Annotated in this window: 15 protein-coding genes; 7 read left to right on the forward strand and 8 right to left on the reverse strand. The window is 37.9% G+C overall.

Translation table 11 applies throughout. The features are described 5' to 3' along the window. The 6 genes from cydC to BK585_RS03280 all read left to right on the forward strand — a co-directional run bounded on the left by cydC (nt 1) and on the right by BK585_RS03280 (nt 13,882). Entirely contained in the window at nt 1-1,716 is a 1,716-nt protein-coding gene (gene cydC / locus BK585_RS03245; RefSeq protein WP_078551801.1) for a thiol reductant ABC exporter subunit CydC, read from the forward strand. 302 nt (nt 1,717-2,018) lie between these two features. Next, nucleotides 2,019-4,373 carry a carbohydrate-binding domain-containing protein gene (locus BK585_RS03250; RefSeq protein ID WP_078551802.1) on the forward strand — a complete coding sequence of 785 codons (2,355 nt, stop codon included), beginning with the start codon at nt 2,019-2,021 and terminating at the stop codon, nt 4,371-4,373. 566 nt (nt 4,374-4,939) lie between these two features. Next, a complete protein-coding gene (locus BK585_RS24290) occupies nt 4,940-8,419 on the forward strand; it encodes a carbohydrate-binding domain-containing protein (protein WP_212567922.1) in 3,480 nt (1,159 codons plus the stop codon). A 563-nt stretch (nt 8,420-8,982) separates the two neighbouring features. After that, nucleotides 8,983-11,541 carry a carbohydrate-binding domain-containing protein gene (locus BK585_RS03270; RefSeq protein ID WP_212567923.1) on the forward strand — a complete coding sequence of 853 codons (2,559 nt, stop codon included), beginning with the start codon at nt 8,983-8,985 and terminating at the stop codon, nt 11,539-11,541. Nucleotides 11,542-11,788: 247 nt separating this feature from the next. Continuing rightward, nucleotides 11,789-12,925 (forward strand): MGDG synthase family glycosyltransferase, encoded by a 1,137-nt coding sequence (locus tag BK585_RS03275; RefSeq protein ID WP_078551803.1) that lies wholly within the window; start codon nt 11,789-11,791, stop codon nt 12,923-12,925. A gap of 9 nt (nt 12,926-12,934) precedes the next feature. Next, complete coding sequence (locus BK585_RS03280) at nt 12,935-13,882, forward strand: metal-dependent hydrolase (protein ID WP_078551805.1); 948 nt, start codon at nt 12,935-12,937, stop codon at nt 13,880-13,882. A 78-nt stretch (nt 13,883-13,960) separates the two neighbouring features. Here BK585_RS03280 and BK585_RS03285 read toward each other — a convergent pair whose 3' ends face one another. The 8 genes from BK585_RS03285 to BK585_RS03320 form a co-directional block, all read right to left on the reverse strand. Beyond that, nucleotides 13,961-14,323 carry a DUF4870 domain-containing protein gene (locus BK585_RS03285; RefSeq protein ID WP_419095501.1) on the reverse strand — a complete coding sequence of 121 codons (363 nt, stop codon included), beginning with the start codon at nt 14,321-14,323 and terminating at the stop codon, nt 13,961-13,963. Between the two features lie 179 nt (nt 14,324-14,502). After that, entirely contained in the window at nt 14,503-15,507 is a 1,005-nt protein-coding gene (locus BK585_RS03290; protein WP_078551809.1) for a histidinol phosphate phosphatase domain-containing protein, read from the reverse strand. Continuing rightward, a complete protein-coding gene (locus BK585_RS03295) occupies nt 15,504-16,301 on the reverse strand; it encodes a DeoR/GlpR family DNA-binding transcription regulator (protein ID WP_078551811.1) in 798 nt (265 codons plus the stop codon). Before BK585_RS03295 ends, BK585_RS03290 begins: the two co-directional genes overlap by 4 nt. Then, complete coding sequence (locus BK585_RS03300) at nt 16,298-17,299, reverse strand: ABC transporter ATP-binding protein (protein ID WP_078551813.1); 1,002 nt, start codon at nt 17,297-17,299, stop codon at nt 16,298-16,300. The genes BK585_RS03295 and BK585_RS03300 overlap by 4 nt, the downstream gene beginning before the upstream one ends. Nucleotides 17,300-17,311: 12 nt before the next feature. Then, the gene (locus BK585_RS03305; RefSeq protein WP_078556593.1) at nt 17,312-18,064 is read right to left on the reverse strand and encodes an ABC transporter permease; all 753 of its coding nucleotides are present in this window, start codon (nt 18,062-18,064) and stop codon (nt 17,312-17,314) included. 26 nt (nt 18,065-18,090) lie between these two features. After that, nucleotides 18,091-18,933, reverse strand: coding sequence for an ABC transporter permease (locus BK585_RS03310; protein ID WP_419095502.1), 843 nt, complete (start codon nt 18,931-18,933; stop codon nt 18,091-18,093). 131 nt (nt 18,934-19,064) lie between these two features. Continuing rightward, on the reverse strand, nt 19,065-19,889 hold the full coding sequence (locus BK585_RS03315) for an alkaline phosphatase family protein (RefSeq protein WP_078551815.1): 825 nt from the start codon (nt 19,887-19,889) through the stop codon (nt 19,065-19,067). Continuing rightward, nucleotides 19,879-20,970 carry an ABC transporter substrate-binding protein gene (locus tag BK585_RS03320; protein ID WP_078551817.1) on the reverse strand — a complete coding sequence of 364 codons (1,092 nt, stop codon included), beginning with the start codon at nt 20,968-20,970 and terminating at the stop codon, nt 19,879-19,881. Before BK585_RS03320 ends, BK585_RS03315 begins: the two co-directional genes overlap by 11 nt. A gap of 297 nt (nt 20,971-21,267) precedes the next feature. Here BK585_RS03320 and BK585_RS03325 point away from each other — a divergent pair, with 297 nt between their 5' ends. Further along, nucleotides 21,268-22,011 (forward strand): ABC transporter ATP-binding protein, encoded by a 744-nt coding sequence (locus tag BK585_RS03325; RefSeq protein WP_078551819.1) that lies wholly within the window; start codon nt 21,268-21,270, stop codon nt 22,009-22,011. The last annotated feature ends 1 nt before the right edge of the window (nt 22,012 follow it).

Here is a 22,012-nt window from a genome sequence, read left to right on the forward strand (position 1 = left end):
ATGACTGATTTAATAAGCATTACAAAGCTATTAATGAAAAAGAAAAGGGATGTCATCCTATCAATAGTCTTCGGGTATCTTGCAGGAATTACGGCAGTTGGTCTTTTTGCAGCAAATGGCTATCTAATTTCAAGAGCTGCACTAGAACCACCATTATATGTCTTAATTACGATGGTCGCTGTCGTGAAATTTGGTAGCTTTTTACGAGCGACTAGTCGATACGCTGAAAGGTATTACTCTCATCGCGCAACCTTTACAATGCTAAGTGAAATAAGGGTCCATTTTTATGAAAAGTTGGAGCAGGTAGCTCCTAAGCTATATCAGAGATTTCAAAGTGGGGATTTACTTTCTCGAGTAGTGGGGGATGTGGAAAGTTTACAGAACTATTTTCTACGTGTGCTATATCCGCCGATTCTTATGGTGACGATATTTTTGAGTACCTTACTATTTATCTCATTTTACTCGATTGACATTGTTATTATCCTAACGATTGGTCTTATTTTAACGGGAATCATTGTACCGGCATGGTTTGCTCAAAAGCAGAAAAGGATTGGTACCCAAAAAAGAGATGAGCGGGGTAAGCTTTCTACAGAAGTGACAGAATGGTTCTATGGATTTCGAGAGCTAAAGCTTCATTCCCAGTTAGAGGAAAAAAAACAAAAAGTAACGAATCTATCTACAAATTATATTCATCAGCAAAGTCAAGAAGATACAAAGCTAGTTTATAACCAATCGATTAATACAGCAATTGCCCTCGTTATTTCATGGGCTGTGTTAGCCATGGGTGTATTCCTAGTTTCAACTGGTCAACTAGACGGATTATTTCTTGCGATGCTTGTCATGGTAAGTATAACGGTATTTGAGCATTCGACTCCAATGTCTACTTTCTCTAATTACTATGAAGAAAGTAATCTTGCTGCAAGGAGACTTCAAAAGGTTTCCGAAGAGTCGGAAATAAAAACAGACAAGAAACCTGTAAAGTCGTTATCCCATGCTGCGCCTTCAATTGAGTTAAACCGAGTAAGCCTGACTTTTCCCGGGGAATATCGACACACATTACAAGATGTGAGTCTTCACTTGCCTGCAGGTTCGAAAACAGCTATTGTTGGACCAAGTGGTTCTGGAAAATCGACATTGCTTCAGTTGCTATTAACTCTTCAAGAACCAAGTCATGGGCGAATCCATATAGATGGAATATCTATAGAAGAGCTAGAAAAAGAAAAACTATGGGAAAAGGTAAGTATCATCTTTCAAGAAAATCATTTCTTTTATGGGACGTTAAAAGACAATTTGCTTCTCCAAGATAGTACCTATTCAGATGATCAACTTACCGGTTTATTAGCGGACGTCCAATTATCAGGGTTCTCATTGGATGACCAAGTGCTAGAAAAGGGACAGAATTTATCGGGTGGAGAAAAACAACGGTTGGCTATGGCCCGAGCCATAGCTAAGAACGGTTCATTATGGCTTCTCGATGAGCCGACTTCCTCATTAGATACATGGACTGAACGAAAGATATACGAAGTAATGTTTCGTAAAGCGAAAAGTGCTACGATTGTCCTTGTAAGTCATCGACTAAATGGGTTAGAAGCAATGGACCAAATTGTTGTTATGGACAAAGGTGAGATTGTCGAAACGGGTACCTATAAGGAATTGCTCGACAAGAAAGGATATTTTTATAAAATGAAGGAAATAGAACAAAGTGTGATCTGTTAATAAATTTTAAAAGGTATTCTAAGGGTGAACCTAGAGTGCCTTTTTTGTTTTAAATTCTTTATTTAGAAAAGGTAATAAAAGGTAATCATTCAAAACATTAAGACTATGTCTTATTACCCTTTGAAAGCGTTATCATTGTCCTTTATCATTTAAAGTGTACAAGCCTCTGTGACTATCTCTTCTCTTTTAATCAACAAGAATAAGGAATATGTACATTTACGAAAACAATTTCGTAAAGCCCAAGATTCCTGAGGTAGAAGGGAATTACAGAAGTCTAAACCAATTTATAGGAGGGTAATGTAATGAGAAGACAAGTAAAGAAAAAAGCACTTGCGGTTCTAATGGTATTTGCAATGCTAGTTTCATTGTTTCCATCTGTTGTAGGCGCAGTTGAATCTGACTATAGTCATTTGATAGTTGATACTGCAACAAAACCTTCACAAGCCGGAGCTTTAAAAGTTTGTAATGTTAAAAAAGAAGTTGAGAAACCACCTCATGCGGGGGTACCAGGAAAACCTGGACACGCTGGTCAAAAAGGAAAGCCAGATCATGCAGGTAAACCGTCTAACGCTGGACCACCACAAAAAACACTATGTGATGAGAGCGGAAATCCTATTCAATTACGTGGAATGAGCACACACGGATTACAATGGTTTGGAGAAATTGTAAACGGTAATGCGTTTGCTGCATTAGCAAATGATTGGGATTCAAACATGATCCGTTTAGCAATGTATGTAGGGGAAAATGGATATGCTACGAATCCAGGCGTTAAAGATTTGGTATACGAAGGAATTGAACTAGCTTTTGAACATGACATGTATGTCATAGTCGACTGGCATGTCCATGCTCCTGGCGATCCAAGAGCTGATGTTTATTCAGGTGCATATGACTTCTTTAAAGAAATAGCTGACCATTACAAGGACCATCCAAAGTTTCACTATATTATCTGGGAACTAGCAAATGAGCCAAGCCCCAACAATAATGGTGGGCCTGGTATACCTAACAATGAAGAAGGTTGGCAGGCTGTTAAAGAATACGCTGAGCCACTCGTAGAAATGCTCCGAGAAAGAGGAGACAACATCATTCTTGTAGGTAGTCCGAACTGGAGTCAACGCCCTGACTTAGCTGCAGATGATCCAATCGCTGCAAAGAATATTATGTATTCTGTTCATTTTTATACAGGAACTCATCAACCTGGAGATAGTTATCCAGAAGGAACACCAAGCTCTGAAAGAGGAAACGTAATGTCTAATGCTAAATATGCAATGGAAAATGGAGTAGCTATCTTTGCAACGGAGTGGGGGACAAGCCAAGCAAACGGAGATGGAGGGCCATACTTAGATGAAGCAGATGTATGGTTGAACTTCTTAAATAAAAATAATATCAGCTGGGCTAACTGGTCATTAACAAATAAGAACGAAACATCTGGTTCATTCACTCCTTTTGAATTAGGTAAATCAGATGCTACAAATCTTGATCCTGGCGATGACCAAGTATGGTCGATGGAAGAACTAAGTGTTTCTGGGGAATATGTACGGGCGCGAATTAAAGGTATTCCATATGAACCAATTGATCGTACAAAATGGTCACAAGTGGTTTGGGATTTTAATGATGGGACAACCCAAGGATTTGGACCAAACGGTGATAACCCGGTCGAAGAGTTAACGGTTAGTAATGAGAATCATGCATTAAAGCTAACGGGACTAAATGCTAGTAATGGGACTGTTGGGGATGACATTTGGGGGAACGCTCGAATTTCTTCAGATGGGTGGAATCCAAGTGTAAGCATTAAAGGAGCAGAGGAAATACAGATTGATGTTATTGTTGCTGAGCCTACAACAGTAGCCATTGCAGCAATTCCACAAAGTGCAGCTGAGAACATTTGGTGGGCAAATCCGGTGAATGCAACTGTAAGTGCTGATGATTTTGAATTACAAGATGATGGCACATATAAAGCATTGTTAACGATTACTACAGAAGAATCTCCAGCACTTGGTGCACTTGGTGAAAGTGAATCAGGATTGTTGTCTAACTTAGTACTATTTGTAGGGACTGAATTAACAGATGAAGTAGTACTAGATAACATTTCATTTACTGGAACTAAAATAGAACAAGAAGTGATTCATGCTCCTAAAGGAGATGCGCAACTACCTGCTGATTTTGAAGATGGTACACGTCAAGGGTTTGATTGGAATCCTGAATCAGGTGTGAAAACAGCACTTACCATAGAAGAAGCAAATGGGTCGAATGCTTTGAGTTGGGAATTCGCCTATCCTGAAGTGAAACCAAGTGATGGGTGGGCTTCGGCTCCACGCCTTGAACTCTGGAAGGATGGAATGGTACGTGGAGATCATGAAAACGTAACATTCGATTTATATGTTAATCCAGCACGTGCTACAGAAGGAGCAATCGCTATTAATCTAGTATTTCAACCACCTGCTGCAGGATACTGGGCACAGGGGGGACAATACACTATTGAGTTGTCTGAAATAGAGGATGCTACGGTTACACCTGATGGTTTATATCATTACGATGTTAGTATAGCCATGCCAAGTGTCGGAACTGATGTATTATTACGAAACATGGTGTTAATCTTTGCAGATGTTGATAGTGATTTTGCAGGAAGAGTATATATTGATAATGTGAGATTTGAATAGGTGAATTTGGGAACACTCCCGATTAATGTGAGGCCACTGAAAAACCCTTTCAGTGGCTCTATTTTTATTTTTTTTGCTATGTATAGTAATTACGTAATAGTAATGTCATAGCGATATTTACCGAAAGCGTTTTAGTATAATGTGAAAATATTATGTGAATTTATAAATAATACTCTAGTATTTATGGGGAATGATGATATAATATGTCTTACAAAGAAGATTCTTCATTCATAGGAATATCCTACTAAAACAACAATGAAAGCGCTTAATTGGATAACAGAGAATAGTTTTCGAAACTAATCTATGGTGTTGGGTCTTTACTACATATAAAGGGGGGAGGCAGAACGAAAGAGTGCTTACTACGAAAGGCTAATGTTAGCTTTTTGGTGAAAGGGAAGAAAACGCTTTCGTTAAAAATCCTATTGTTATGAAATTAGTAAAATATCAATCTCATTCTCATTCATGTCCCCTAACACAACGGTATTACCGAATGTAAGTGGTACAAAAACGGAAAGAAAAAATACAAATACAACACTACTAGTAGTTGTTGTAGGGAGGAAACACTAGTGATAAAGAGAAAATACAAACGTTTTATTGCTATTATGATGATTCTAACTCTACTGGTTTCTTTGTTCCCACCAGCAGCATTTGCTGATGAAACAAATAGACCTATCGGAAGTGAAGAGGGATTTAATTACTTACTTGGAAATGAAAGCGTTAAAAAACCATCAATTGGTGGAAAATTAGATTTACGAGAAATCGATGGGCAAATGACATTAACAGACCAAAACGGAGAGAAAATTCAACTTCGTGGTATGAGTACTCATGGATTACAGTGGTTTGGAGAAATTGTAAATGAAAACGCATTCGCAGCGTTAGCAAACGACTGGGGTTCAAACATGATTCGTCTAGCAATGTATGTTGGTGAAAATGGATATGCAACTCGACCTGAGGTAAAGAATTTAGTTTATCAAGGTATCGAATATGCATTTGAACATGACATGTATGTTATTGTAGACTGGCATGTTCATGCTCCTGGAGACCCAAGAGCACCAATTTATGCAGGAGCATATGATTTCTTCGAAGAAATTGCGGATGCATATAAAGATCACCCTAAATTCCATTATATTCTTTGGGAATTAGCAAATGAGCCAAGTCCGAATAGTAGTGGTGGCCCTGGTATCACAAACAACGAAGCAGGTTGGGAAGCCGTTAAAGAATATGCTGAGCCAATTGTAGAAATGCTTCGTACTAAAGGTGATAACATTATCATCGTTGGTAACCCGAACTGGAGCCAACGTCCTGACTTAGCAGCAGACAATCCTATTGATGCTACTAACGTTATGTATACAGTTCACTTTTACACAGGTACACATTTACCATCTGCAACAAGTTTCCCAGAAGGTACTCCTTCGAATGAAAGAGGAAATGTAATGGCTAATGCTAGATACGCTCTTGAAAATGGAGTAGCCGTATTTGCTACTGAGTGGGGAGTAAGTGAAGCTAGTGGTGACAATGGTCCTTTCTTATATGAAGCTAATGTTTGGTTAGAATTTTTAAACGGTAATAACATTAGTTGGGCTAACTGGTCATTAACTAATAAAAACGAAACTTCTGGTTCATTTACACCATTTGAGTTAGGTAAATCAGAAGCAACTAGTCTTGATCCTGGTCCAGACCAAAAGTGGGCACCAAAAGAATTAAGTCTTTCTGGTGAATATATAAGAGCGCGTATTAAAGGTATCCCTTATGAGCCAATTGACCGTACAAGAGAAGACTACTCAGTTGTAGTGTGGGACTTCAATGATGATACTACACAAGGGTTTGGTAAGAACATTGATAACCCAGTTACTGGATTAACAGTAACAAATCAAGAAAAAGCGTTAAAACTTACTGGATTAAATGCTAGTAATGGTGTTACAGGCGACAACATTTGGGGAAATGCACGAATTTCTTCTGACGGCTGGAATCCAGGGGTGGACATTTTAGGAGCTGAAACGATTACAATTGATGTATTTTCTTCGGCACCAGCTACCGTTGCTATTGCGGCAATTCCACAAAGTGCAGGTGCAGAAATTTGGTGGGTAAATCCTACTAATTCGACTGTACAACCTGAAGATTTTGTACTACAAACTGACGGTTCTTACAAAGCGGTTTTAACAATTACTTATGAACATTCTCCAACATTGAAACAAATCGCTGAAAGCACTGTTTCCAACGATTTAAGTAACCTAATACTATTTGTTGGTACAACTGGTACTGATGAAGTTTTACTTGATAACATTACATTCAATGGAAACCGCGTAATCCCAGAAGGACCGCCTGTTGAGCATGCTGAAAAAGGCGATGCCAAGCTTCCATCTGACTTTGAAGACGGAACACGTCAAGGTTGGGATTGGGACGGTGGATCTGGAGTTAAGACTTCACTTACAATAGGTGAAGCAAATGGTTCAAACGCATTAACATGGGAGTATGCTTATCCAGAAGTAAAACCATCTGATGGTTGGGCTTCAGCGCCACGTTTAGCTCTTTGGAAAGAAGGGTTAGTTCGCGGAGATAACAAATACTTTGCATTTGATTTTTATATTGACCCAGTACGTGCTACTGAGGGAGCAATTTCAGTTAACTTAGCATTCCAACCACCTGCATTAGGATTCTGGGCACAAGTACCGGGAACGTTCCAAATGGAGTTGGATTCATTAGATTCAGCACAAAGAACGGCAGATGGACTATATCATTTTGAAGTTAAAATGGATGTAAGTACGGTTGAAAATTTACAAGATGATACATTCTTAAGAAATATTTTACTAGTCTTTGCAGATGTTGAAAGTGACTTTGCAGGAAGAGTATACGTTGATAATGTAAGATTTACTAATGATGGACCAGTTGTAACTGACCCAGTAGATCCAGTAGAACCTGTTGATCCTGTAGACCCAGTAGATCCTGTAGATCCTGTAGACCCGGTAGATCCAGTAGATCCTGAAGTACCAGTTGAGGAATCAATTGAGGTTACTAGTCCTGGTCAATTAATTGCGAATAACAACGTTTATGGTCTAGAAAAAGCTGCTAAGGCGGTAACAATTAGTGTAGATGTACTACAACAATTACCTGCAGGAGCTAAAATTGAGTTTAATAACTCAAAGGCAAAAGCATTAGTTCCGGTATCTGTTCTTTTAAGTAAAGTTGTCGAGCCAGTACACGAGCCAATCATTGAGCCGGTATACGAACCTTTAGCACAACCAGTTGTTGAAATTAATGTAGAGGAAGTACTAGAAGAAGCTGTAACTGAGGTTGTTGAAAATGAAGAAACAACTGAAGAAGAAGCAGTAGAAGAAGTGGTTGGACCTACTACTGAAGTTATAGAAGAGGAAAGTAATGAAGAAGCTACACCAGTAGTTGAATCAATTACATTTAACTTCGGAGATGACATTTCTGGTTCAGTATCTGCACCAGAAGGAACAGTAGCTAGAAGTGTTTATGATTTTGAAATCACTACAGACACAGGGGAAGAAATTACTGAGTTCGATTCACCAGTAACATTATCTTTCTCGACTAGCAATGTAACAAATATTGATAATTTAAAAGTATACTATATTGGTGAAACAGCTCAGGAAATCACTGCTGTAACTAAGTCTGATGGAGAAGTTTCATTTGATGTAAATCACTTTAGTATCTATGGAACTTTTGAAGTTGCTGAAGAAGATTCAGTAGACCCAGTAGATCCTGTTGACCCAGTGGACCCAGTGGACCCAGTGGACCCGGTGGACCCGGTGGACCCGGTGGACCCTGTTGACCCAGTAGATCCGGTAGATCCTGTTGACCCAGTAGACCCAGTAGACCCAGTGGATGGTGAAGAGCCTTCCGATGGAGAAACTCCTGCTCCTGGAAAAGATAAAAAAGATAAGAAGGAAAAAGAAGATAAGAGAGACAAAAAAGATAAGAAGTTACCAAACACATCAACTAATATGTATAACTATATGTTAATCGGTAGCTTACTATTAATTGCTGGTATCAGCTTAGTCGTTAGAAAAAGAGTAAACATTTAATAGTTGACGAAGAGTGGCTCCTCCTTGTTACAAGGTAGGGTCACTCTTTTTATATAATATAGGAAGTAGCTAAGTGGTAATTTTGTTTTTAATCTAAAACTAACGAATGCGGTTTCGTTAAAATAATGAGTTTTTTCTGTATTATTCGATAAATCCTAGCGAAACGCTAGCAAAATATTCTAACAATGATATAATAAAATAGGTAATCGGTAATGCATAAAGTATTTATATAGAAGAGAAACCGAGTTGCAACCTAAATGTTTCGGAAACTATTCTTCTAACTATGTATCTAGTGTTTTTACCGAATATTTTATAGGGAGGAGGGCCGTAAGACACAAGTTGTGTCAAAAACATACGTGTGCGAACATTAGTGTTTTTACTAAGTAAGCCTTTTTTCACCTGTACTTTTTTTTGTATGATGAGAAAACGTTTACATTACATTTGTTTTCTTATTTAACAAAAGAAAATGATTTAGTAGTACATAGGCTTTTCGATGAGTAAAAATGCATAATGCAGACACGTATTCAGATTTAATCAGTGTAAAAAAAGGGGGAAATGGAAGCGTGAAAAAGAAAATGAAAAAACAAATTCTAGCTATCTTAATGGTTTTTACACTATTAGTGTCACTGTTCCCAGCAAACGTAGGAGCTGTAGAATCTGATTTTGATCATTTATTAGGAAATGACAATGTGAAAAAGCCATCTGTTGGTGGAGCGTTAAGTGTTGCAGAAGTAGATGGACAAATGACTTTAGTTGACCAAAGTGGTGCAAAAATTCAATTACGTGGTATGAGCACTCATGGTCTACAATGGTTTGGCGAAATCGTAAATGAAAACGCATTCGCTGCGCTAGCTAATGATTGGGATTCAAATATGATTCGCTTAGCTATGTATGTAGGTGAAAGTGGGTATGCAACAAATCCAGGTGTCAAAGACTTAGTGTACGAGGGAATTGAATTAGCATTTGAAAACGATATGTACGTCATTGTTGACTGGCATGTCCATGCTCCTGGAGACCCAAGAGCAGATGTTTATGAAGGAGCTTATGATTTCTTCGAAGAGTTAGCGTTACATTATAAGGATCATCCAAAAAATCACTATATTATTTGGGAGCTAGCAAATGAGCCAAGTTCAAATAGTAGTGGTGGCCCAGGAATAACAAATGATGAAGCTGGGTGGCAAGCAGTAAAAGAATATGCCGAACCAATTACAGAAATGCTTCGTGAACATGGCGATAACATTATTCTTGTAGGAAGTCCAAACTGGAGTCAACGTCCAGACTTAGCGGCAGATGATCCAATTGATGCAGAGAATATTATGTATTCTGTTCATTTTTATACAGGCTCACATGCAGCAGGTGGAAGCTATGAAGAGGGAACACCGAGTGCTGAAAGAAGTAATGTCATGAGCAACGCTCGTTATGCACTAGAAAATGGTGTAGCAGTCTTTGCAACAGAATGGGGAACAAGCCAAGCAGATGGTGACGGTGGTCCATTCTTTGACGAAGCGGATGTGTGGCTTGATTTCTTAAATGGAAATAATATCAGTTGGGCAAACTGGTCATTAACAAATAAAAATGAAGTATCAGGAGCATTCACTCCATTTGTATTAAATCAATCAAATGCAACTGACTTAGACCCAGGTCCAGATCAAGTTTGGGAAGCGGAAGAGTTAAGTCTTTCAGGGGAATATGTACGTGCACGTATCAAAGGAATTCCTTATGAGCCAATTAATCGCTCAAGATATTCTGAAGTCATTTGGGACTTTAATGATGGAACTACACAAGGATTTGGTGTGAATCCTGATAGTGACATTCAAGATGTTACTGTTGCAAATGAGAATAATGCGTTGCAAATCTCAGGGTTAAATTCAAGTAACGACGTTTCTGATGGGAACTACTGGGCAAATGTCCGTCTATCAGCAGATGATTGGGATGATGAAATCAATATTTTAGGTGCGAATGAGTTAACTTTTGATGTGATTGTAGAACAACCGACAACGGTTTCAATTGCAGCTATTCCACAAGGACCTGCAGCTGGATGGGCTAACCCTGAACGTGCAATTCAAGTTACTGAAAGTGACTTTGTGGAGCAAGGAGATGGTTCATACAAAGCTGTCTTAACAATTACTCCAGAAGACGCTCCATCTTTTGAAACAATCGCTAGTTCTACTGCAGAAAGTAATATTATGAATAATATTATCTTGTTCATTGGAACAGAAGATGCTGATGTAATTTCAATAGATAACATTACAATTTCAGGTAATATTATTGAAGCAGAGGTTATTCATGATCCGATTGGTGAAGCGCAATTTCCTTCTGACTTTGAAGATGGAACTCGTCAAGGATGGAGATGGAACGGAGAATCTGGTGTTCAAACTGCTTTAACTATTGAAGAAGCAAATGGTTCTAATGCGTTATCTTGGGAATACGCATATCCAGAAGTTAAACCATCTGATAATTGGGCTACTGCTCCACGATTAGAATATTGGAATGAAGAAGACCTTAGTTTTGGTGATAGTGAATATGTAGCTTTTGATTTGTACATTGATACAATCCGTGCAACTGAAGGTGCGATTGATATTAATTTAGTATTCCAACCGCCAACAGCAGGCTATTGGGCACAGTCATCAGATACGTTTGAGATAGAGTTGGAGAATCTCGATTCTGCAACTGTAACTGATGATGGTTTATACCATTTTGAAGTTGAAATTGATGTAACTAATATGGGAATTTCATCTGATACACAATTACGTAATATGATTCTTATCTTTGCTGATGTTGACAGTGATTTTGCTGGAAGAATGTTCGTAGATAACGTGCATTTTGGACCAGTTGCTGAGGAAATAGAGGAGCCAGAGGTTCCAGCAACGCCAGTAGATGAAGATGAGGGTGACGACAAAAATACAGGTAAAGACAAGGATAAAGATAAAGACAAAGATGCAAAAAAAGATGTAAAAGAAGAGCGTAAGTCTGATAAAGAAGCAGTTAAAGCTGAAAAGAAAGATGGCGAAAAACTACCAAGCACAGCAACAAACATGTTTAATTACTTATTATTAGGTGGAGTGTTGTTACTAGCTGGAGTGGTATTGTACATTATGAAAAAAAGAAAAGCGATTAATTAATTAGTTTTTTACTAACAGATGACTCGAGGACGTTTAGGCGTAACTCGAGTCATTTTTTTTTATCTGAAAAGGACGACTTTTCCGTTTTCTTACAAAGTAAGAAAGTATAAAAATTTTAGATGCTCATAGATGTCTTATTAAGAAAGACCGCTAGCGGTTTTTCTTATATATTACATTTTCTTAATAACCACTTAACACTCCATTGTTATGATATTGTCGTAGAAACCTAACAAGGAGTGTGTACTTCATGATATTACCAAAGGTCTTAATATTAACCGGTAATTATGGAAATGGTCATCTTCAAGTCGCCCATTCACTAGAGCAAGAGCTAACTAGTATGGGAGTAAGTAGAGTGCTAGTAAAGGATCTATTTTATGAAACGAGTCCCCGCATTCATGAATGGACGAGAAGAGCTTATTTAAAAAGCTATACAAAAGGTGGTCAACACATTTATCGTTTGTTCTACTACACGAGCAAGGAGATTTCGAAACGGAAAAACTTAAAACTATTGAGTTATGGGTATTCTAAGTTAAAAAAAATCATTGCTGAAGAACAGCCAGACCTTATTGTTAACACATTTCCTTCCTTTGCCGTCCCTCACTATCATCATAAAACGAATACAAAAATTCCAACGTACAATGTAATCACAGATTACTGTATTCATGATTTATGGATACATCCTAATATTAATAAGTACTATGTTGCAACAAAGCAAATTGAGCAAGATTTGTGGGATAGAGGGATAGAACCAAACCGGACACTAGTGACAGGTATTCCCATTCATCAATCATTTGAAGAGAGTTATCAGAGAAGGGTACTTGTTCAAAAGTATGGACTCGTAGAAAATAGAAAAACAATACTAATTGTTGCAGGGGCATATGGTGTATCTAAAGAAATGGCCCAAATTTGTGATTTATTAAAAAACGACCCTCTCCTTCAAATCATAGTTGTGTGTGGAAAGAATCAGGAGCTGTTTGATGACTTAACAATAAAATATAATGGCCTATCACATATAAAAATTTTAGGATATGTCACAGAAATGGCTGAATTATTAACTATTGCAACTTGTGTTGTCACAAAACCAGGAGGGCTTATACTATCAGAAGCGATGGCCATGAAGACACCTATCCTAATCCCTAAAGCAACACCGGGACAGGAAAAAGAAAATGCGATGTTTTTCTCAAAAGTAGGTGGGGCGATCTGGAGTCAAAAAACAGAGGAGTTAGCAAAGCTTACGAAACAGCTCGTAAGAAATGAGTCGAAACTGCAAGAAATGCAGGAAACATTAGAACAATTACAGGCACCTCGCTCCTCAAGTAAGCTAGTAACCGATATATTGCAAGATTACTATAGTCAAACGATGACGAAGTTAAAGAAAGCATAGGGGGCATAGATGGATACAGCGACGCACGTCATCACAGGAATAGGACTTGCTGGCTTAGCACATGTAGACCCTACGATTGCCAATAACCCTGAGCTTCTTTTGCCAATAATCTGTTGTACGATATTAGGTTCTAATGCGCCTGACGCAGATGTAGTATGTAAAATGAAAGGCAACGAAACCTATGTTAAAAATCATCGAGGAATCAGTCATTCAATTCCTGCTCTTTTCTTTTGGTCTGGTGCGATAGCAGGTTTGGCTTCAAGTATGTATGGAGGCAGTTTTTTCTTTACCTTCTTTTTTTGGACGTTAGTAGCAGTTATATTACATGTGTCTTTTGATATGCTTAATATTTATGGGACCCAAGCACTTCGGCCCGTTTCACAAAAGTGGATTGCGTTTTACCTTCTGCCTATCTTTGATCCCTTCATATTTGTGTTGCATATTATCGGTATTAGTTGGTGGATATATCAAGGGGACCCCCGGTATGTATTTGTAGGATGTTACGGACTTATTGCTTTGTATATCCTAGTTCGCATTCTCGTACACCGCTCAATCGGTTCGTCAATTCGTCATCTGACAAATTCACATACGCTTTTACCAACAATGAATCTAGGTACATGGAGGATTATTGATGTCGACCATGAATGTTTCAGATTGGGGAAATATGAAAATGGTGTTGTGAGCTGGACAAAAGAAATACCGAAAACAACAACCCATAACGAAATTGTTCGAGCCTCAAAGGAAAATACGTTTATACGTTATATCCTTCAGCATTCAAAATATGTTCATGCTAAAATCATTGAAAAGTATGATGGGTATGAGGTCCATTGGTTTGATCTTCGCTACCAGTCTAAAATCGATGAACCGTTTATTGCCATTATTGAACTAGATAAAAAGTTGAAAATGAAAGATTGCACCGTCAAAAGAGGTTTGATTGCAGCTCCGTTAAGGACATAAGGGAAAAAAACGAGGTTGGGACAAAAGGTGATTTCCTTTTGTCCCAACCTCGCTATTTTTTACTCAACAAACGTGAGCTTATTTTGTACCTAACTTGGCAAGTTGTTGTTCAGCAATATCCCCAGCAATAGGTAGTTTGTACTTTTCTCCTTTATATGCTTTGAAGATGAGTACAACCCATAGTACAAAAATAATAAGAGGGATAATAATGCCAGATAGTAAGCTAACTATTGGAATGAAACCTAATACGAAATTCACAATAGCCAATGAACCAAACACGATTATGGATTGAAGTGCATGGAATCGAATAAATTGGTTTTCTTTTTCGATGAGTAAAAATACAATTCCTGATACAAATCCTAATACATACGCTAATAGTCCCCCAATATTTTCATCTAAACCGGTAGACGTCTTAGGCTTTTCATTTAATTCTGGTTCCACCTTTATCATTCCTTTCTTGGTAAGTAATTACAATCAGTATAATCGTAACAAACATGCAGAAAATTAAATATACTCAGAAAGTAGTGTTTTTAAGAAGGTGTAGAAATATGTCTAGATGTGTTGTCCTATATATAAAACATAACTATATAGTTCAAAAGTTTCGCTTTTAACTAAAATGGTTAAACTCCACGTTTTATTATTTGTTTTCGTTTGGAAAAGGTGACGATGTCAGTAAGTCCCTGTCGCTGCAAATATAACGTATTTTCATAAATATAATTCCCAAGATGCTGTGGGAAGTGAGCATCGGAGGATAGAGTAAAAAGAACTCCTTCTGCACATAGAACTTCTAGGAAGGTCGGGCTAGGGCACATTTCTTTTATCGGATATCTATAGAATAAACCAGCATTGACCTCAGTAGGTGTATGGGTCTCGACCAAAGCCTTTGCGATCCGCCTATAATAAGGGATCAATTTTAGTTCTTGGGGACGGTGACCGAATACTTTTAAATTATCGAGATGAGCAATAAAATCAAACATTCGACTCCGAATCGCTTTTTCTACAATGTCAAAAAATTCATCGTAGAGAATTTCAAGGTTATATTCTAAAAAAAGATGCTCCGTAGCTGGATTATCAAATCCCCACCCATGAATAAAATGAACTGAACCAATGATAAAGTCCCAATCATACCCATCGATGAGTGGTTGGAGTTCATTTTCACATCCTGGAAAATAATCTGTTTCTAAACCAAGTTTTAATTTAACTCCATGATTTTTCCAATGTTGTTTTTCAGTGTTAATAAAATCGACAAAAGCTCTGATGTTTTGATTCATAACTTGTTGAAGCCATTTTTTTTGAATTCTACCAATCTGACTGTGTTCACTCACATTTATATTTTTTTCATAGTAATAACGCGATTCACTAAACCGGTAGAGGTGGTCGACGATGCCTACTTCTTTTAAACCTAAACGAAGCGCCTCTTGCAAGTATAAATTTAGCCAATCTGAATGATAGGCACCATTGGCTATTCTTGCTTGAAGATCGTCTAAAGATTGTTTCATCCACTCTTGTGATTGAGGAAAGTGAACATTCTTTGAATGATAATAGTGTAAGGCTTGGTTCGTTTGTTCAAGCCAGCGAAACGAATAAGGTCCCTCTTCTAAATGAACATGATAATCGACTTTCATGCTTTTTCTCCTCCACTTGCCACAACCCATGTTACCTCACTAGAATCTAAAGCTTTCTTCCAATGAGCTGGTTTATTTGTATCTGTTATTATGTAATCTACTTTACTTAGAGAACTAATTGAATAAAATGAGTGTTGACCTAGCTTAGTTTGATCGGCTAATAGAAAAACTTTACTAGATTGTTCGAGCATGAGTTTTGAGAGAGAAGCTTCCTCCATGTCGTAATCCGTAATTTCTTTAAACGTAACGCCCCCACAGGATAGGAAAGCCTTGTCAAAACGGAATCTCTTTAACATATTTGCAGTTAAAGTACCTGTAACCGATTTTTGTTTTGGGTTAGTTACGCCACCAAGGATAATGACATCACCGTCAAATTCCTTTTTCTCAAGTGCGACGTTGAACTCTGCAGCGGCCGCCAATGAATTCGTTACAATAGTAATGTTAGAAAGACCATGTAGCTGCTGGGCTAGATGAATCGTAGTAGTTCCAACGTCAACGACAATCTTATCCCCATTTTCAATAAACGAAGCAGCAGTCTTGCCAATCGCCACTTTTGCATCATGCTGTAGATTTTCTTTTCTCTCAAAATGAGGTTCTTCAATTAAAAGGTGATAGGGGACAGCACCACCATGAACACGGACAAGTTTCTTCTCTTTTTCAAGTGTATCTAAATCACGACGAATCGTTTCGGGTGTGACCCGTAATGCCTTTGCTAATTCAATTACATAAACTTTGTTTACTGTTTGTAATTGTTGAATGATATAGGAAAAACGCTCTTCTGGAAGTAATGTCATTGAAGTGAAATCACATCCTCTTTTCGAAGGTACAGTGTTCGCTTTTCATCACTTTCAAGTACTGAATCGGTTTGTAATAATTGTTCAGCCTTTAATACTACACCATGACTTTCAAAATCATATCTTGTCACATGTCCTAGCAAAGAGATGTTTTTGACGATTCCTGTAAGGCGATAACTATCATTAGGTTCGTCAATAGTTAATGCCTCAGGACGAACAGCAAAAAGGGTCCCTTGAATTGTGAGGTCATTTGTAAGTTGTTGGACTTGTGATAGGTCAAGAACATTGTAATGACCGATAAATCTAGCAACAAATTCATTACGTGGTTTGGTGTAAATGTCATAAGGAGTACCGACCTGAGTGATTTCTCCATTATTTAAAATATAGATTTTATCACTAACAGTCATGGCTTCTTCCTGGTCGTGAGTAACTAAGATCGTTGTCATATTTAATTTCTTTTGAATGGACTTAATTTGTTGTTGTAAATATTTTCTGATTTGAGCGTCGAGTGCACTCATAGGTTCATCAAGTAATAATACTTTCGGTTCAGTTACTAAAGAACGGGCTAAGGCGACACGTTGTTGTTGCCCCCCAGATAACTCTTTCGGGTAATTGTTTTCCTTACCATGTAAGCCTACTAGATGAATAACTTCGTTGACTTTTTCGTTAATTTGCTTAGCGTTTACCTTTTTCATTTTTAATCCAAACGAAATATTTTCAAAGACAGTCATATTTGGGAAAAGGGCATAGGATTGAAACACCATACCGATTTCACGTTTTTTTGGTTGGACGTTTGTAACGTCTTTGCCATCGATAAAGATATGACCAGAATCGGGGTTGGTAAGTCCAGCGATGATTCGTAGCATTGTGCTTTTCCCACAGCCACTTGGTCCGAGTAACGTGACGAACTCTCCTTCCTCGATGTGGATTGACATGTCTTGTAGAACGTTTTGGTGAGTAAACGATTTTGTAATCCCCTTAATGGATAAGTAACTCATGAACATCCTCCTTTACCCTATTGCTTTCTTTTTTCGTGTATAACGTACAAGAAGGACCGTAACTAGTGTCATCAAAGAAAAATAAAAGACGACGATCGCACTTGCAATATGTCCACTCTTACTGAGCTGAGAATATAAGTAGATTTGGATTGTTTCAAAGCGTGAGCCTACAATTATATTGATTAGTACAAATTCCCCAAATAAAATAGAGAATGATAAAAGGGAAGCGACTAATAAACCAGGATATATATTCGGTACGATAATATAAAGAAAGGCTTTTAAACGACTAGCTCCAAGGATTTCAGCTGCTGCCATCAAATCAGCAGCATGAATCGTTCGTAAGCTGTTTCGAGTTGCTTGGTAAATATATGGCAATAAACTCACGACATAAGCAGCACCTACGATAAGTACCATAGAAATCCCACTATTGGAATATGTTTTAATCAATGCAACTGCTAATATAATTCCAGGCATGGCGTATGTCATAATAAGTAACGATTGTACAAGCCGTTCTAATTTTGGTAAATAAAGAACAATCGAAAAAACTGCAGGTACGATAAGTACAAGAGCGACTACCGTTGAACCTAATGACAAAAGCAAGGACCGACCAAACGACTGTAAAAAGCGAGTATCCGTAAAAAGCTGGCTGTACCATTTAAAGGTTAAGCCTTCAGGTAACACGGTTTGATTCCAGGTCGTCGAGAAAGAATAGATGGTTGTTCCGAGTAATGGTACAAATAAATAAAGAAAAACAAGAACGAGCATCGTGTTTGGGAATGAGACTATCTTTTTCACGATAAATCCCTCCGTATCTTCCGCATCACATACTCATTGATAAGCAAAGCAATCACCATGGTAGCTGCTAGAAGTAACGAAATAGCGCTAGCTAACTCGGGATTCGCAAACACATCTCCCTTAATCAGTGCACCAATTCGAATCGTTACTAGATTATAATTACTTCCTGTTAGGGCATAGGCAGAAGCATAGGCACCCATGGAGTTAGCAAAGAGTATACTAAAGGTTCCGACAATGCTAGGTAGAATAACAGGGACACCAATTTTAATCCAAAATTGAAAGGTAGAAGCTCCTAACAGTGATGCGGCCTCTTGCCATTGTTGTTGAATGCCTTGGTAAACAGGATAAAGTAACATAACGGCAAGGGGAAGTTGAAAATAAATATAAATGAGCACAAGCCCAGACCAAGAATAGAGACTAAATGAATCTAAGATACCCCATCCTAGTTCTTGGAAAAATAAAGTGAATAGGCCGCTGTTTCCCAGCAGAACGATAAAAGCAAATGCAAGGGGAACACCTGCAAAGTTGGATGTTAGGTTAGCGATAATGAGTAGCTTTTCTTGGACACTAGGTAATAATTTAGTAATCGCATAAGAAGAAAATAAAGCCATTACCAAACCTATTAAACTAGAAAAGAAAGATATCAATATACTGTTTTGAAAGGCTTGAATGAGGAAAACATTTTGAAAAATTTCGATATAGTTTCCTAAAGTAAAGCCTGAGCCAACTTGCCTAAAACTTGTGAATAACATATAAAGAAATGGGATGAGTAGAAATAAAAAAATAATTGTAAAAAAAGGAAATAACGTATATATCAACAAAACATTTGTTTTTTTCAAAGTTAGGTACACCTCAATATCGCAAAAAGTAGAATAATAAATAGGGAGGCAGAGACAAAAGGTTAACCCTTAACCGATTGTTCCCGCCTCTAAGCTAGTTCTGTCCAACCACTTTAAGTGGTTTTTAGGAGTCATTTACAAAATACATTCCATTGTAATTCTTGCATGGCTGGTGAAGGGGGAATGTCTAGTAACTTACATGCAAGTGGAGCAAGTTGTAATTGGGATATTTCCTGCTCGTGTACAAGGGGTTCAGTTTTATCACTGATAACAAATAGGGGCACTTCTCGATCAGCTTTGCTATTGCCACCGTGCATACCGTCTTCTGTCATTCCATGATCTGCGGTAATAATCAGCTGATACCCGGCTTCGATCCACTTAGGAACCACGGTTGAGAGAATAACATCGACAGCAATTACACGATTTCGGTATTCTTTTGAATCGGCTGTAAACTTATGCCCACTATCGTCTACATTCATAGAATGAACATAGAGAAAGTCAGGATTGTGTTGAGAAAGTAAATAGTGTGCATCTGAAAATAAATGACTATCAGGATAATGGTCTTCCCAATAAAACATCCCATATTGGATGGGACGGTTTTCATTTTCTTGAATCCGGTCTGTCACCATTGAAAAGGGAGCCTGATTGTAAAGCTCACTAACCCAATAGTAGGCAGCTACAGCATTACGTAAGCTATGTTTCTTTGTTAGATGAAACAAACTTTCTTGGGTGGATAGGCGGACCACCTGATTGTTAGTAACCCCGTTTATGTAAGGGGGAGTTCCTGTGAGTAACACTTCATATAAAGGTCTGGACATCGCAGGAAGCTCTGATTTTACTTTAAAGCGACTTGCCTTTTGATTTTCAACAAGGTGATGCAAGTACCCCATATGACTGACGGCCGTGTCATAACGAAGACCGTCAATCATAATAAAGGCTAGTTTACTAGTTGACATGAAGTAACACTTTTTCTTGCCATAATTGAGGAAGCTTTGCTGTTGTTTCTGACCAAGCGTCAAAGTTTTGAATTGGACGAGCATTTTTATACATTTCATTAGGTAAAAGCATCGCTTGAACATCAGCAGGAAGCTCTACATTTTCACGGATAGGTTTTGCATAGCCACGAGCTAAATTTTCTTGTCCTTTATCTGATAAAATATATTCTCTTGTTAACATTGCAGCGTGAGGACGTTTAGAATATTTGTTAAGTATTGTTGCATATCCACTCATTACAGATGCTTCTTCTGGAATGACTACGTCAAAACGTTCTCTATCAATTTGATCTCTGTAACCTAGACCATTGAAGTCCCATAGAATCGTTACGTCTACTTCTCCTTTTTCAAGGCCAGCAAGACCACCGTCACCCGTGTTAATACGACCGTCTTTTGCTAGTTTTTCAAAAAATTCAATTCCAGGGTCAACATTAGACTCATCTCCACCATAAGCAAATGCCGCAGCTAAGACAGCAAATTGAGCTTGGTTCGCAGTTGTTACATCTCCAACTGTTACTTTATAGTCACCGTTTGCTAAATCCGCCCAAGAAGTTGGAGGGTTAGCTACTCTATTTTTATCAGTAACAAAGGCAATGGTTCCTGTATAACCTACGATCCAGTGTCCTTCATCGTCTTTAGCCCACTCAGGAATCTCATTCCAATATGACGTTTTAAAAGAAATCGTAAGTTCTTTTTCTTTAGCAAGAGGACCAAAGGCAATCCCAACATCTCCAATGTCAGCCGTTGCATTGTTCTTTTCTGCTTCAAACTTTGCAATTTCTTCAGCACTAGACATATCCGTATCAGAATGCTTTAAGCCATATTCACTTGCAAGATCATCCCATGTATCCTTCCAGTTTGCCCAAGAATCTGGCATTCCGACAGAGTTCACTTCGCCTTCTTCTTTTGCTTTTTCTACGATTTCATCAAGTGATAACGAGTTATAATCTACTGAAGTTGAAGCTTCACTGTTCGAACAAGCTGTGACAAGCATGACTGACAACAAACCAACAATACCTAATTTTCCTACTTCACTCTTTTTCATAGAGAACCTCCACCATTTTTGTTTTACTTTTGTTTTGCTTTTGTTTTGCCTCTTAATCATAGATAAAAATAATTAAGCAAATATTAAGCAAATATGAAAAAAATGTAATATAAGAAGCCACTGAAAAAGATAAAAGCTAACTTACTCAGTGCCCTCATAATGTCATAGTTTTAAAGAAAAAACTGGATAGCACTCTATGAATAGGGAATTTATGTTAACCTTATAAAGAAGAGAAAAAGAAGGGAGAGAGGACACATCGAACAACGAAAAAGAGTCTTAGAAATTAAAGATGTAACGATGAAATTTGAAGAGAAGATGGTATTAAAAGCGATTAACTTAGAGGTGTTCGAAGGGCAAATCATTGGATACATTGGTCCTAATGGAGCCGGTAAGAGCACAACGGTCAAAATTATTCTTGGTTTACAGGAAGGGTATTCAGGAGAGGTTAAGCTATTTGGAGAAAACATCGCCAATCAAATTCAGTATAAAAAACGAATTGGGTATGTTCCAGAAACAGCAGAAATCTATGATAATTTAACAGCCGCTGAATACTTATCATTTGTTGGAGAATTATATGGACTAGACCGAAAACAAGGAGAACAAAAGGCTAGTAGGTTAATAGAGTTATTTGGTCTTGCTGAAGTTTATCATTCACGCCTTGTTTCCTATTCTAAAGGGATGAGGCAAAAGGTCCTCCTCATCTCGAGTATGTTGCACAATCCGGATATTCTATTTCTTGATGAACCACTAAGTGGGTTAGATGCAAACAGTGTAATGGTAGTAAAGGAGATATTAGCTCAACTAGCGGCCCAAGGAAAAACAATTTTTTACTCGTCTCACATTATGGATGTCGTTGAGAAAATAAGTAATCGAATTGTTCTTCTTCATGACGGTAATATTGTTGCTGACGGAAGCTTTGAACAATTAAAGGAACAAAACAAAGAAGGGACATTGGAAGAAATTTTTAATCAACTTACTGGGTTTGATCGTCATCAAAAAATGGCAGAACAATTTGTTTCCATCGTAGAAGGCGAGGGATAAG

This window comes from Bacillus alkalicellulosilyticus (assembly GCF_002019795.1).
Lineage (GTDB): Bacteria > Bacillota > Bacilli > Bacillales > Bacillaceae_F > Bacillus_AO > Bacillus_AO alkalicellulosilyticum.